This window comes from Pseudomonas triclosanedens (genome assembly GCF_026686735.1).
GTDB lineage: Bacteria > Pseudomonadota > Gammaproteobacteria > Pseudomonadales > Pseudomonadaceae > Pseudomonas > Pseudomonas triclosanedens.
Genome location: NZ_CP113432.1, coordinates 2594688 through 2608865 on the forward strand (window position 1 = coordinate 2594688; position 14178 = coordinate 2608865).

A 14178-nucleotide genomic window follows, 5' to 3' on the forward strand; every position below is an offset into this window, starting at 1 on the left:
TCGCTCAAGGCGGTGCTGGACAAGGTGAAGGCCAACCTGGCGCTGGCGCGCCGCAAACTTCAGGAAGTCGAGGCGCAGGTAGCAATCTGACCGGATCGGGTGGGGAGGTCCGTCCGGTTCGTCGACACGAAGCTGGCCCGCAACGGGCCAGTTTCATTTCAGTCCAGCAGCAGTTCGGCCAGGCGCGCGGCGTGTGTGCGCAGCTCCGGCACCGCCGTCGCTTCCCAGTGGCTGGCGCGGAGCATCGGGCTGAGCAGGTGTAGGTGCGGATGGGCGTTGCCGTGAGCATCCAGCAGGCGGTACTGGGCGTCGGTATCGAGCCCCAGCCCCTGGCGGTCCTGGCGGATGGCTCCGCGAGCGAGCAGGCCACCCAGCAACGGCTCGTTTGCCACCCGCAGGTCGGTGCAGGGGCCGGTGCAGTTGATCAGGAAGTCGAAGCGTTGCTCCTGGGCCAGGGTTTCACCACGCTGGCGCATGGTCAGTTGCAGTGCGTCCGGCGTTGTCCGGGCCGCCATGATCCTGCCCGCCTGTATACGCAGTTGCCCGCTGTCGCGCAGCGCTTCGATGCGTTGCGCCACTGGCGGCGCGGCTCGGTGCCGGTGCACGTCCCAGTAAGGTTGCAGATGGCGCAGGAAGCGGCTGCGCTCGTTATCGTCCAGCGCTTGCCAGAGGGTTGGCGTGGCCGGTCGCAAGGCGGCGATCACGTCACGCCAGTCGTGGCCGTCCACCGCGGCCTGGCGGATCAGCGTGCGCAGGCCGCGCAGCCGGCTGTTCAGGCTCATGTTGTGAAAGAACGCCTGCGGCAGCTCCGGCAGGGCCGGATGGCTGGCATTGTCGCGGTGCGCCTGGGGCAGCAGCGCGCGCCGAGACAACGCCAGCAGCAAACCCCGGTGTCCCTGGTCCTGCAGGGCGAGCGCCATGTCGTACATGGTCAGGCCCGTGCCCAGCAGCAATACGCTGGCGTCGGCGGGGATCGACTCCAGGGCGCCGGGTGTCCACGGGTCGCGCAGATAGCGCGGATCATGCTCCAGGGCGCGCAGCGGGCCTGGCGTGGCCGGGGCGAAGTTGCCGGTGGCGATGATGACCTTGCGGCTGTCCAGCGGCTGGCCGTCATCGAGCATCAGGCGCAGTTGGTCGCCTTGCTCGATGAGCTCCAGGGCCTGCTGGCAGATGCTGCTGAAGCGCACGCCCGGCGCGGCTTCGGCAATGGCGTGGCCAAGACGGTCCTGCAGGTAGTCGCCGTAGATGCGGCGCGGCAGGAAGTCGCCCGGTCGTGCCTGGGGCATCTGCTGGCGGGCGAAGTCGAGGAAGTCGGAGGGTTGCTCTGGGAACAGGCTCATGCGCTCGGCCGGCACATTGAGGATGTGGCTGGCGGAGCGGGTGCCATAGGCTAGCCCGCGGGCGAGGCGGCCGGAGCGGTTGATCAGGCTGAGCCTGAACGGCCCCTTGGCGTTGCGCAGCAACTGGATGGCCAGTGCCGTGCCGCAGAATCCGCTACCAATGATGGCGATGTGTTCCATGCAACCCGCTCCTGATTCGGACGGGGGCAGGTTCGCAGAGCGGGCGGCGGGTGACAAGCGCCCTGCGGGCGGGGTGGGATCAAGCGCCGGTTTCCAGAAAATCCCGGGTCAGCGGTCGGTGGCGGTGGGGTATGGGGTACGGGTAGTGGAGCGATGCCAGTGCGAGGCGTCCGCCCTCGCCAGTTGCGCGCCGAAGCGCTGGTGCATCGATTCGAGCGTGGCGCCATCGAGCGGTGCACCGTGGTGGGTCAGGATGCTGCCGCATCGGTGGAGCAGGTAGAGCGCGGCGAGGGTCGCAAGCTCGGGATTTTCCGAGTGGATGCCAAAAAGCCCAGGGTCGTCGGCGCAGGCCTGGATTTCCACGGCAGCCGACCGTTCTTCCCGCTCGCGCAGATACAGCCATGCCCAGTCGCGGGCGCTGGGGCTGCGGGCATCTCCATCACTGTCGACGTTGCAGCCGGCACCGAACAGCAGGTCGATGAACACCCGGAAATCCGGGCGTTCACCGTTCACCCTGACGTGAAACACGTTCGGGCTGCGTCGCGTTATTCGAACAGGCCGTGCCAGCAGTCGCTCAGCTCGCCCAGTTCGAAGGACTTGCACCAGGACTGCTTTTCCAGCCACAGGCGAGTGGTTTCGCGATCGGCTTCGGTGAGGCTGCCGACGGCGTTCAGGCACAGGTAGCCGGTGAACTCGCCGTCTTCGGTGGCGCCGCCGACGAAGACCCAGCCCTCGGACTCGACGAAGGCGATCCACTGGTCGAGCACGTCGTCCAGCTCGCCGGTGTAGTTCACTTCGAGGCTGAAGCCAAACTCCTGGAACTCGCCCAGACGCAGTTTCTTCTGCAGGCGGCGCTTGCGCGGTTTGGCCATCTGTTCGGGGGTGAGGTATTTCATTCGTCTTTCTCTCTTGAGGGGAAGCCCGGCAGGGCCGGGCTTCAATCCGTGGTTTCCCGGGGGATGCTCACGTCGGCGAACCAGAGCCGGCGCCAGCGCGCCTTGCGTTCGTCGAGCGGCAACTGGCGTGGCGATGCCGGTTGGGAAGCGCCCAGGGTGGCGGGATTATCCAGTATCTGCGCGTTGAGTGCAGCGAAGGTTTTGCCCTCGTCCTGCCACAGCGTACAAGCAAGCACGCCGCAGCGGCGGCAGAGAAGGAAGTCGACGGTACCGCTGCCCTGGCGATAGTGCAGGGTATGGTCGCTGGATAGAACGTGGATCGCGAGCTTGCCCGGGCGTCGGAGATGTAGGCGGCGCCGTGCTTGCGGCAGAACCCGCAGTCGCAGGCACGCGGGTTGATCCCGGCGGGCGCGCGGCTGAGTTCGGCGTTAATGCGGAGGTTGCCGCAATGGCAGCCTCCCTCAAGCGGATAGTTCATTGGCGATGGCTCCACTGGCGACTGCCCGGAGCTTGCCGCGCCGGGCAAGCCCGGTCGCGGCGGCGGGAGGGGATCAGGCGTCGTAGCCCAGGTTCGGCGACAGCCAGCGCTCGCTGGTGGTGATTTCCTGGTCCTTGCGCGCGCTGTAACTTTCGATCTGGTCCTTGTCGACCTTGCCCACGGCGAAGTACTGCGCCTGCGGGTGGGCGAAGTACCAGCCGCTGACGGCGGCGGCGGGGAACATGGCGTAGTGCTCGGTCAGGGTCACGCCGGACAGGCCCTTCGGGTCGAGCAGCTTGAACAGCGTGCCTTTCTCGGTGTGGTCCGGGCAGGCCGGGTAGCCGGGCGCCGGGCGGATGCCGACGTACTGCTCCTTGATCAGCGCTTCATTGTTCAGACGCTCCTCGGGCTGGTAGCCCCAGTACTCCTTGCGCACACGCTCGTGCAGCCACTCGGCGCAGGCTTCGGCGAGGCGGTCGGCGAGGGCCTTGACCATGATCGCGCTGTAGTCGTCGCCTTTGGCCTCGTAGGCCTTGGCGACTTCCTCGGCGCCGATGCCGGCGGTAGTGATGAAGCCGCCAATGTAGTCCTTCACACCGCTGTCTTTCGGCGCGACGAAGTCGGCCAGGCTGAAGTTCGGCTTGCCGTCGGGCTTGATGGTCTGCTGGCGCAGGTGGTGCAGGGTGGCCAGCTTGTGGCCGTCGTCGCCGTAGACTTCCAGGTCGTCGTGGTGCACCTGGTTGGCCGGCCAGAAGCCGAAGACCGCCTTGGCGCGAATGAGCTTCTCGCCGATCAGCTTCTTCAGCATCGCCTGGGCGTCGTTGAACAGGCTGGTGGCCGCCTCGCCCACGACTTCGTCGGTGAGGATGCGCGGGTACTTGCCGGCCAGGTCCCAGGAGATGAAGAAGGGGGTCCAGTCGATGTACTCGGCCAGCACGTTCAGGTCGATGTCATCCAGCACCTTCACGCCGGTGAAGCTCGGCACCGGCGGCTGGTAGCCGGCCCAGTCGAACTGCGGCTTGGCGGCGATGGCCTGCTCGTAGCTCAGGCGCTCGGTGCGCGCGCTGCGGCTGGCGGTACGTTCGCGAACCTCGGCGTACTCCTCGCGCAACTTGCGGGTGTACTCGGGCTTCATTTCCTTCGACAGCAGGGTGGTCGCTACGCCCACTGCGCGGGAGGCGTCGGTGACGTAGACCACCGCGTCGTTGCTGTACTGCGGGTCGATCTTCACCGCGGTGTGCGCCTTGGACGTGGTGGCGCCGCCGATCATCAAGGGCAGATGGAAGTTCTGCCGCTGCATTTCCTTGGCGACGTGGACCATCTCGTCCAGCGATGGAGTGATCAGGCCGGACAGGCCGATGATGTCGCACTTCTCGGCGATGGCGGTCTGCAGGATCTTCTCCGCCGGGACCATCACGCCCAGGTCGACGATGTCGTAGCCGTTGCAGCCCAGCACCACGCCGACGATGTTCTTGCCGATGTCATGGACGTCGCCCTTCACCGTGGCCATGAGGATCTTGCCCTTGGCCTCGGGCTTGTCGCCTTTTTCCGCCTCGATGAAGGGGATCAGGTGGGCCACGGCCTGTTTCATCACGCGGGCGGACTTCACCACCTGCGGGAGGAACATCTTGCCGGCGCCGAACAGGTCGCCGACCACGTTCATGCCGGACATCAGCGGGCCTTCGATGACCTCGATGGGGCGCGCGCATTTCTGCCGGCACTCCTCGGTGTCCTCGACGATCCAGGTGGTGATGCCCTTGACCAGCGCGTGCTCCAGGCGCTTCTCGACGCTATGGCTGCGCCATTCCTCGTCCTCCACTTCCTTGGTGGCGCCGCCGCCCTTGTAGTTGTCGGCGATGGCCAGCAGTGCCTCGGTGGCGTCCGGGCTGCGGTTGAGCACCACGTCCTCGACCTTGTCGCGCAGCTCCTGCGGGATCTCGTCGTAGATCTCCAGCTGGCCGGCGTTGACGATGCCCATCGTCAGGCCGTTCTGGATGGCGTAGTAGAGGAACACCGAGTGGATCGCTTCGCGCACCGGGTTGTTGCCGCGGAACGAGAACGACACGTTGGACACCCCGCCCGAGCTCAGCGCGTAGGGGAGGTTGTCGCGGATGTAGGCGCAGGCGTTGATGAAGTCGACTGCGTAGTTGTTGTGTTCCTCGATGCCAGTGGCGACCGCGAAGATGTTCGGGTCGAAGATGATGTCTTCCGGCGGGAAGCCCACTTCGTTGACCAGGATGTCGTAGGAGCGCTGGCAGATTTCTTCCTTGCGCGCCTGGGTGTCGGCCTGGCCGGCTTCGTCGAAGGCCATCACCACCACGGCGGCGCCGTAGCGCTTGCACAGGCGGGCGTGGTGCTTGAACTGCTCGACGCCTTCCTTCATGGAGATCGAGTTGACGATGCCCTTGCCCTGGATGCACTTGAGGCCCGCCTCGATCACTTCCCACTTGGAGGAGTCGATCATGATCGGCACGCGGGAAATGTCCGGCTCGGAGGCGATCAGGTTGAGGAAGGTGACCATGGCCGCCTTCGAATCCAGCATGCCCTCGTCCATGTTGATGTCGATCACCTGGGCGCCGGCTTCCACCTGCTGCTGCGCCACTTCCAGTGCTTCGGCGTAGTTTTCCTCGCGGATCAGGCGGGCGAACTTGGCCGAGCCGGTGATGTTGGTGCGCTCGCCGACGTTCACGAACAACGAGTTGCGGTCGATGGTGAACGGCTCGAGGCCCGATAGGCGGCAGGCGCGCGGAATCTCGGGGATCGCGCGCGGGGCGTACTTGGCCACGGCCTTGGCGATGGCTTCGATGTGCGGCGGGGTGGTGCCGCAGCAGCCGCCGATGATGTTGAGGAAGCCAGAGGCCGCGAATTCCTCGACTACCTCGGCCATCTGCGCCGGGGTCTCGTCGTATTCGCCGAAGGCGTTGGGCAGGCCGGCGTTGGGGTGGGCGGAAACGTGGGTGCCGGCCTTGGTCGCCAGCTCTTCCAGGTACGGACGCAGCTCTTTCGCGCCGAGGGCGCAGTTCAGCCCGACCGAGATCGGGTTGGCGTGGCGTACCGAGTTCCAGAAGGCCTCGGTGGTCTGGCCGGAGAGGGTGCGGCCGGAGGCGTCGGTGATGGTGCCGGAGATCATGATCGGCAGCTCGACGCCCAGTTCTTCATAGACGCCCTGCACGGCGAAGATCGCGGCCTTGGCGTTCAGGGTGTCGAAGATGGTCTCGATCAGGATCAGGTCCGCGCCGCCCTCGATCAGGCCGCGGGTGGCTTCGCTGTAGTTTTCCACCAGTTCGTCGAAGGTGACGTTGCGAAAGCCGGGATCGTTGACGTCCGGGGAGATTGAGCAGGTGCGGCTGGTCGGGCCGAGCACGCCGGCGACGAAGCGCGGCTTGGCCGGGTTCTCGGCGGTCTTCGCATCGGCCACTTCACGGGCCAGGCGCGCGCCCTCGACGTTCATCTCGTAGGCCAGCTCTTCCATGCCGTAGTCGGCCTGGGACACGCGGGTGGCGTTGAAGGTGTTGGTCTCGAGGATGTCGGCGCCGGCGTCCAGGTAGGCCTTCTCGATGGCCTGGATGACATCCGGGCGGCTGAGCAGCAGCAGGTCGTTGTTGCCCTTCACGTCGCTCGGCCAGTCGGCGAAGCGCGCGCCGCGGTAGTCCTCCTCCTGGAGCTTGTAGCTCTGGATCATGGTGCCCATGCCGCCGTCGAGGATCAGGATGCGCTCCTTGAGGGCTTGCTGGAGGGCTTGCTGGCGGGCGGCACGATCGGACATGGGGAAATACCTGGAAAGGGGCGTGACAAAGAGCCGCTGATAATACCAAAGCTGCACAGGATTCCGGTGGTTCGCGGTTTCTCATGAATTTTACTCATGTTGCGGCCGGTTCTGGCTTGACGATGCGCCAAGTCTGCATGGCTCGTATCTGGCAGGCCCTGAACTGCCGGCGCGGTGCACTCCTGAAAGAATTGGCGGTCTATGGCCTTCGCCCGAAACGCTATGACCTCGGCGGCACTTCCGGACCGCGGCATGGAGGGCGGCAGCATTGCAAGGCAGGGCCGATGAAGAAGATTCGCGTGGAGCGCCGGCCGGTCGCCGGAAAGGGAACTATCTCCGTCGTCACTCGGAATACCCCTCAAGGAGATACTCATGTCGAAGAACGCCAATACCCTGCTGTTGTTCTTCCACGAACAGAGGCCGCACGAGCTGCGCGTTCTCGCCCTGGTGAAGCAGATGCGCGAAGACATGGAAATGCCCGCAGTCACAAGGCGTACCTAGGCTCGGAGCTGGCGAGCCTGGCCGCGCTGCGCTGATCGGGCGCTGCGCCGTGCCGGGAAGCCGGCTTCGGAGGCGGGGAGCTGCCGTTGCGGCTGGTTCGCCTGCGCGACGCGGAATACCCGCCAGCGCGTTGCGTGCTGTAGCGACGACACAGATGACCGGGCGCTGCCCCCTGGTGGCGAAGCAGGGCGTGCTCAACCAGCGCTATCAGTTGCTGAAGCGAAGGTCGCCTGCGGAAAGCGGGCCAGCCGAATCCAGCCTGAGTTGGTAGACTGAGCGGCGTTACTGTTCAAGGAACGCCCCCATGCTCACCCGGACTCTCCTGCTGCTGGCACTGCTGTTGGCCAGCCAGGGCCTGCGTGCCGAATCCATTTCCTATACGCGCGATATCCAGCCGATCTTCACCGAGAAGTGCGTGGCCTGCCATGCCTGCTATGACTCGCCCTGCCAGCTCAACCTGACGGCGGCCGAGGGCGCGCAACGGGGTGCGAACAAGTTGCCGGTGTATGACGGCGCGCGGACCAAGGCGCAGGAGACCACCCGGCTGTTCCTCGATGCCCACGGCGCGGATGCCTGGCGACGCAAGGACTTCTGGTCGGTGCTCGATGGCCGTGGCAGCCAGGCGGCGCTGATGGCGCGAATGATCGACCTGGGGCATGAGCATCCGCTGCTGCCTAACGCGAAGATTCCCGAGGGGCTGGACTTGTCGATCAACCGCGCCAACCAGTGCCCGACGCCCGACAGCATCGACGACTTCGTGCAGAAGAACCCCCGCAGCGGCATGCCCTTCGCGGTCACCGGGCTGACCGGCAGGCAGCTTGCCACCATCAAGACGTGGTTGGCGCAGGGTGCACCGGTCGATGAGCAGGCCTGGCAGCCGAGCGCGGCCGAGAGCGGGCAGATCGCCGACTGGGAAAGCTTCCTCAACCAGCCTGGCGCGAGGCAGAGCCTGGTGTCGCGCTGGATCTACGAGCACCTGTTCCTGGCCCACCTGTACTTCACCGAGAACGGTCAGGACGGGCACTTCTTCCAACTGGTGCGCTCGCGCACGCCCAGCGGCCAGCCGATCGACCCGATCGCCACCCGCCGGCCCAACGACGATCCGGGCAACACCTTCTACTACCGCCTTTGGCCGATCCAGGGGGTGATAGTGCACAAGACGCACATCACCTATCCGCTCAACCGGGCCAAGCTGTCGCGCACCCGCGAGCTGTTCTACGGCACCGCCTGGAGCACCGACAAGGTGCCCGGCTACGGCCTGCAGCACCGTGCCAACCCGTTCGAGACTTTCGCCGCGATTCCGGCACAGGCGCGCTACCAGTTCATGCTGGACAATGCCGAGTACTTTGTCCGCACCTTCATCCGTGGCCCGGTGTGCCGTGGGCAGATCGCCACCGACGTTATCCGCGACAACTTCTGGGCGGTGTTTCAGGACCCGCAGCACGACCTTTACATCACCGACGCGAAGTTCCGCGCCAAGGCTTCGCCGCTTCTGGCGCTGCCGGGGCAGATCGACGACATGGGCGCCATGCTGTCGCAGTGGCGCTCCTACCGTGACAAACGCAACGACTACGAAAAACTGCGGCAGGACGTCTACGACGACGCGCCGGCGCCGACCTGGGCCGACATCTGGGCTGGCAACGACAATGCGGTGCTGAGCATTTTCCGCCAGTACGACAGCGCGTCGGTGCGCAAGGGCCTGATCGGTGGCGTTCCGCAGACCATCTGGTGGCTGGACTATCCGCTGCTGGAGCGCACCTACTACGGCCTGGTGGTGAACTTCGACGTCTACGGCAACGTCGCCCACCAGGCGCAGACCCGCCTCTACTTCGACCTGATCCGCAACGGCGCTGAACAGAATTTCCTGCGCCTGATGCCGGTTGGCGCGCGCAAGAAGCTGCTGGACGACTGGTACCAGAACAGTGGCAAATTGAAGATGTGGGCCGATTACTACAACAACGACAGCGACGCGCCGACCGGGCTTTTCCTGCCGGAGAAGGGCGCCAGGAACGCCTTCGCCCAGCAATTGCTCAAGCACTACGTGGCGCTCAACGCCAGGCCCGACCCGATCAACCTGTGCGAGAACGGCGCCTGCTACCGCAACAGCGTCGCCGCGCCGCTGCAGGACGCCGAGCAGGCCTTCAGCCGCCTGGTCAGCCGCCCGGCGGCGGGGTTGCCGGTGATCGATCAGTTCCCCGAGGCGACCATGCTGCGGGTCGAACTGCCGGATGGCCAGCGCGAGATCTACACCGTGTTGCGCAACCGCGCGCACAGCAACGTGGCTTTCATGATGGGGGAGTCGCTGCGCTATCAGCCGGGGCTGGACACGCTGACCATCTACCCTGGCGTGCTGTCGAGCTACCCGAACTTCATGTTCGACCTGAAGGCCGGCGAGGCGGACAGCTTCGTCGATGCGCTGTTGCAAGTGAAGGATCAGGCTGGCTTCGACAAAGTGGTGGAGCGCTGGGGCATCCGCCGTAGCCATCCGCAGTTCTGGTTCTATTTCCATGACCTCGACGCCTACATGCGCGAGACCGAGCCGGTGGAGGCGGGGGTCCTGGACATGAACCGCTACGAGAATCTCTGACGCCCCATCGGGAGCCGCTCCAGTAGGCAATTTCTTCCGCTGGAGCGGGTTCGCCCATCTGCGAATTATTCCTACTAAAACACTATGGCTTTATCCCGCAGGGGCTAATGGCGTAAACTGACGTCACGTTTGCGAGGAGTTGCCATGAGCGCCATCACCATTACCGAAGCCGCACAGGATTACCTGGCCGAACTGCTATCGAAGCAGGATACCCCGGGAATCGGCATTCGCATCTTCATCACCCAGCCGGGTACCCAGTACGCCGAGACCTGCATCGCCTACTGCAAGCCGGGCGAGCAGAAGCCGGAAGACACCCCGGTCGGGCTGAAGGATTTCACTGCCTACATCGACGCCATCAGCGAGCCGTTCCTGGAAGATGCCGTGGTCGACTACGCCACCGACCGTATGGGTGGCCAGCTCACCATCAAGGCGCCGAACGCCAAGGTGCCGATGGTCAACGAAGACAGCCCGATCACCGAGCGCATCAACTACTACCTGCAGACCGAGATCAACCCCGGTCTGGCCAGCCACGGCGGCCAGGTGAGCCTGGTGGACGTGGTCGAGGACAACATCGCCGTGCTGCGTTTCGGCGGTGGTTGCCAGGGTTGCGGCGCGGTCGAGCTGACGCTCAAGGACGGCGTCGAAAAGACGCTGATCGAGCGCATCCCCGAGCTGAAGGGCGTGCGCGACGTCACCGACCACAGCAACCGCGAGAACGCCTATTACTGAGTCGGGCGAGCGGGCAGCGAAAAGGCGACCTTCGGGTCGCCTTTTTCGTTTGGCCGCAAAGCGGCAGGAGTCTCCACGCCTGTCCGCATGCCTTCCATTCCACTAGTTGGCTGCGTTTTCCCGGTCAGAATGCCAGTCGATAGAACCCTCTCTGATCGGCTGATTTCTCTGCTTGTTTCTGCTCGGCTCACTGTCTCTTCCAAGGAGGCGACGGTAACCGCTACCTCCTGGCGCCTTGCGCTCGAAACCCCGCATCTCGCCGCAGGGCGCGCGCTCAGCCCTGGCAGCCGGCGGGCTTGAGTACGCGCCGGGTCGAGGCGGGGTTGGCCGCGAGCTTCTCCAGCGGCCAGCGCGGGCGCGGTACCAGTTCGCCGTTGCAGTTCGGGCAGCGCCCTTGCAGCACCTGCGCGGCACAGTCGGCGCAGTAGGTGCACTCAAAGGAGCAGATGCGGGCGTCGGCGCTGTCGCCGGGCAGGTCGCGGTCGCAGCATTCGCAGTTGGGGCGCAGTTCGAGCATGGCGATGTCCTTGCGAGGTGGTCAGTGCAGTTGGCCGAAGCGCTCGGCGTATTCCTGGGGGCTGATCGCCAGGTGTTTGTGGAAGGTGCGCCGCAGGTTTTCCGGGTGGCCGAAGCCGCATAGGCGTGACACGGTGCCAATCGATGCCTGGGCGTCCTGCAGCAGTGCGCGCGCGGCTTCCAGGCGGACCCGCTCCACATAGCGCCCCGGCCCCATACCCAGCTCGCTGATGAATACCCGTGAGAGCGTGCGCGGGCTCATGCAGGCGCGGTCGGCCAGGGCTTCCAGCGACAGGTCGCCACCGAGGTTGGCCGGAATCCATTCCAGCAGCGCCGCCAGGCGGGGCGTGCGGCTGGGCTCCGGGGTGAGCCAGTGGCTGAACTGCGCTTGTCCGCCAGGGCGCTTGAGGAACATCACCAACCGCCGCGCCACGGCCAGCGCCAGGGCGCGGCCAAGGTCGGCTTCCACCAGCGCCAGGGTGAGGTCGATGCCGGCGGTGACGCCGGCGGAGGTGAAGACGTGATCGTCGCCGTCGCGCCGCTGCGGGTCGTAAGTATGCAGGCGGTCGCCCTGGACGAGCACTTGCGGGTAGCCGGCGCACAGCGCGTCGACATCGGCCCAGTGGGTGGTGGCCGGGCGCCCGTCGAGCACGCCGGCGGCGGCAAGAATCAGGGCGCCGGAGCATACCGAGCCAAGCCGGCGGACTTGCGGCTCGGCACCGGCCAGCCAGCGCAGTAGCTCGGCGTTGGCGCACTGCGCCTCGATGCCAGGCCCCCCGGGCACCAGCAGGGTGTCCAGGCTGGCCGGGTCGATATCGCCCCAGGCGGCCTCGGCGCAGATGCGCAGCCCGGCCGAAGTGGCCACTGGTTCGGCGCGCTCGCCCAGCACCAGCAATTCGTAGGCCGGAGCGAGGCCCTGGCGTTGCCGCTCGACGTTGGCCGAGGCGAACACCTGCAACGGCCCGGTGACATCCAGGCTCATGACCTCGGGGTAGATCAGGCAAGCGATCCGGCGCTGCGTGCTCATGGCAAACCTCGTTCGGGCGATGGAGCGAGTGTGGGGCGTGGTGCCGCTGGCGGCAATGTCATTAACCCCACGGATATTGCCAGTCTGGCTGTCGGCGCGGAGGGCGTCGTCAACTCGCGGGCATGAAAAAGCCCGGCTCTGGCCGGGCTTCTCAGGCTACGCCTGTGGCTCAAGCGGGCATGTGCCACTCTTGCAGGCGATAACCTTCACGGTTCAGCTCATCGCGAGCCTGGACCAGCAGGTCTTCGAGCTGTTCCGGGTCGGAGTAGGCGGAGCATGGGATTCTGGTGAGGCCCAGCAGGCGGGTGCCGGTCCGGTCGATGACGGACAGGTCGAGGCTGCCGTCGCCCCCTTGGTCAATCCAGGTAACGCACTGGAAAGGTTGGAAGGCTCGTCCGGTGATCAGCAGAGCCTCGTTGAAACGAAGGGTCGCATTCATGGTGTGATCTCTCTGCGCGGTAATCCATTGCGAAGATGGCGATGGCGGTCCATCCACCATCGTGTTCGTTCACGCAATTGATGTTTTCAGTACCGAAGAAAGTCACAGTGCATGTCGCGTTTGTACACAAAGTAGTCGCAAATCGAACCGAGCGAATCGCTACAGACCCCGTCAGCCGTGGCCTGTAGCGATTCCGTGAATGTGCCGTCGCGCCGCATCGGCAGTTTCGTTCGCCGATGAGCGGTCAGGCCTGCATGGCCCAGCCATCGACGTTCATCGCCGCCTGGCGCAGTGCTTCGGAGCGGGTCGGGTGCGGGTGGCAGGTGCGCGCGATGTCCTCGGCGGCGCCGCGGAACTCCATCGCCACGCAGTATTCGGCGATCATGTCGCCGACATTCGGGCCGATCATGTGCACGCCAAGAATCTCGTCGCTGCGCTCGTCCGCCAGCACCTTCACGAAGCCCTCTGTTTCATGGTTGATCTTCGCCCGGCTGTTGGCGGTGAAGGGGAACTTGCCGATCTTGTAGGCGCGGCCTTCCGCCTTGAGCTGTTCTTCTGTCTTGCCCACGGTGGCGACTTCCGGGTGGGTGTAGATGACGCTGGGGATCACCTCGTAGTTGACCTCCCCGGCCTTGCCGGCGATCAGCTCGACGCAGGCGATGGCCTCGTCCTCGGCCTTGTGCGCCAGCATCGGGCCGGAGGTGACGTCGCCGATCACCCAGATGCCCGGCACGCTGCTGCGGTGCTCGTGGTTTTCGAGCATGCCGCGCTTGTCGGTCGCAAGGCCCACGCTTTCCAGCCCCAGCCCGGCGGTATAGGGGCGACGGCCGATGGCCAGCAGCACGTAGTCGGCCTGGATGGTTTCCTCCGCGCCGCCGGCGGCCGGCTCCACGCTCAGGGTCACCTGCCTGCCGCTGGTTTTGGCCTGGGTGACTTTTGAGCCCAGCTTGAAGCTCATGCCCTGTTTGCTCAGCGTGCGCTGGAAGGTCTTGGCGGTTTCCAGGTCCATGCCCGGACAGATGCGGTCCAGATATTCGATCACCGTGACTTGTGCTCCCAGGCGGCGCCATACCGAGCCCAACTCCAGGCCGATCACGCCCGCACCGATCACCACCAGATGTTTGGGCACCTCGGGAATCGACAGGGCACCGGTGGAGTCGAGGATGCGCTTGTTGTCGACTTCCACGCCTGGCAGCGGGGAGGGCTCCGAGCCGGTGGCGATGATGATGTCCTTGGCAGTCAGTGTGCTCTTGCTGCCGTCGGCGGCGGTCACTTCGACCTTGCCCGGCCCATCGATACGGCCCCAGCCTTTCACCCACTCCACCTTGTTCTTGCGGAACAGGAATTCAATGCCCTTGGTCAGCGCCGCCACGCTCTCGGCCTTCTGCTTCATCATCTGCGCCAGATCGAGCCTGGGCTTGACCTGTATGCCGAGGTTGGCGAACTCGCCGCCGGCTGCCGCTTCATACAGCTCCGAGGCGTGCAATAGCGCCTTGGAGGGCATGCAGCCGACATTCAGGCAGGTGCCGCCGAGGGTTTCGCGGCCTTCCACGCACGCCACCTTCATGCCCAGTTGGCCGGCGCGGATGGCTGCGTTGTAGCCGCCGGGGCCGCCGCCGATGACGATCACGTCGTAGGTGCTCATGAGTTTTCTCCTGGGGTGGAAAGAGGTGAATCGAGGTTAGCCCGTACCCAGGCAATGACCAGGCGAGGGGCTGG

The 14178-nt window shown here is 65.5% G+C and carries 12 protein-coding genes; 3 read left to right on the forward strand and 9 right to left on the reverse strand.

The window, feature by feature from the left end:
* Positions 1 to 158: 158 nt before the first annotated feature.
* From OU419_RS12225 to metH, 5 genes are all read right to left on the reverse strand, one after another.
* The gene (locus tag OU419_RS12225; RefSeq protein WP_254472972.1) at positions 159 to 1520 is read right to left on the reverse strand and encodes an FAD/NAD(P)-binding protein; all 1362 of its coding nucleotides are present in this window, start codon (positions 1518 to 1520) and stop codon (positions 159 to 161) included.
* A gap of 108 nt (positions 1521 to 1628) precedes the next feature.
* Positions 1629 to 2048 (reverse strand): hypothetical protein, encoded by a 420-nt coding sequence (locus OU419_RS12230; protein ID WP_254472970.1) that lies wholly within the window; start codon positions 2046 to 2048, stop codon positions 1629 to 1631.
* A gap of 17 nt (positions 2049 to 2065) precedes the next feature.
* Positions 2066 to 2416 carry a YggL 50S ribosome-binding family protein gene (locus tag OU419_RS12235; protein WP_254472968.1) on the reverse strand — a complete coding sequence of 117 codons (351 nt, stop codon included), beginning with the start codon at positions 2414 to 2416 and terminating at the stop codon, positions 2066 to 2068.
* Between the two features lie 41 nt (positions 2417 to 2457).
* A complete protein-coding gene (locus OU419_RS12240; RefSeq protein WP_254472965.1) occupies positions 2458 to 2652 on the reverse strand; it encodes a hypothetical protein in 195 nt (64 codons plus the stop codon).
* Between the two features lie 315 nt (positions 2653 to 2967).
* On the reverse strand, positions 2968 to 6660 hold the full coding sequence (gene metH, locus OU419_RS12245) for a methionine synthase (protein ID WP_254472963.1): 3693 nt from the start codon (positions 6658 to 6660) through the stop codon (positions 2968 to 2970).
* A gap of 372 nt (positions 6661 to 7032) precedes the next feature.
* Here metH and OU419_RS12250 point away from each other — a divergent pair, with 372 nt between their 5' ends.
* The 3 genes from OU419_RS12250 to nfuA all read left to right on the forward strand — a co-directional run bounded on the left by OU419_RS12250 (position 7033) and on the right by nfuA (position 10477).
* Positions 7033 to 7161 (forward strand): hypothetical protein, encoded by a 129-nt coding sequence (locus OU419_RS12250; RefSeq protein ID WP_268173357.1) that lies wholly within the window; start codon positions 7033 to 7035, stop codon positions 7159 to 7161.
* A 304-nt stretch (positions 7162 to 7465) separates the two neighbouring features.
* Positions 7466 to 9748: a fatty acid cis/trans isomerase gene (locus tag OU419_RS12255; RefSeq protein ID WP_254472961.1), complete on the forward strand. Its 2283-nt coding sequence runs from the start codon at positions 7466 to 7468 to the stop codon at positions 9746 to 9748.
* 144 nt (positions 9749 to 9892) lie between these two features.
* The gene (gene nfuA / locus OU419_RS12260; RefSeq protein WP_254472959.1) at positions 9893 to 10477 is read left to right on the forward strand and encodes a Fe-S biogenesis protein NfuA; all 585 of its coding nucleotides are present in this window, start codon (positions 9893 to 9895) and stop codon (positions 10475 to 10477) included.
* Between the two features lie 274 nt (positions 10478 to 10751).
* Here nfuA and OU419_RS12265 read toward each other — a convergent pair whose 3' ends face one another.
* From OU419_RS12265 to lpdA, 4 genes are all read right to left on the reverse strand, one after another.
* Complete coding sequence (locus OU419_RS12265; RefSeq protein WP_254472950.1) at positions 10752 to 10994, reverse strand: DUF1272 domain-containing protein; 243 nt, start codon at positions 10992 to 10994, stop codon at positions 10752 to 10754.
* 21 nt (positions 10995 to 11015) lie between these two features.
* A complete protein-coding gene (locus OU419_RS12270; protein ID WP_254472948.1) occupies positions 11016 to 12020 on the reverse strand; it encodes a GlxA family transcriptional regulator in 1005 nt (334 codons plus the stop codon).
* Between the two features lie 169 nt (positions 12021 to 12189).
* Positions 12190 to 12459: a hypothetical protein gene (locus tag OU419_RS12275; RefSeq protein WP_254472946.1), complete on the reverse strand. Its 270-nt coding sequence runs from the start codon at positions 12457 to 12459 to the stop codon at positions 12190 to 12192.
* 244 nt (positions 12460 to 12703) lie between these two features.
* A complete protein-coding gene (lpdA, locus tag OU419_RS12280; RefSeq protein ID WP_254472944.1) occupies positions 12704 to 14104 on the reverse strand; it encodes a dihydrolipoyl dehydrogenase in 1401 nt (466 codons plus the stop codon).
* Positions 14105 to 14178: the final 74 nt, after the last annotated feature.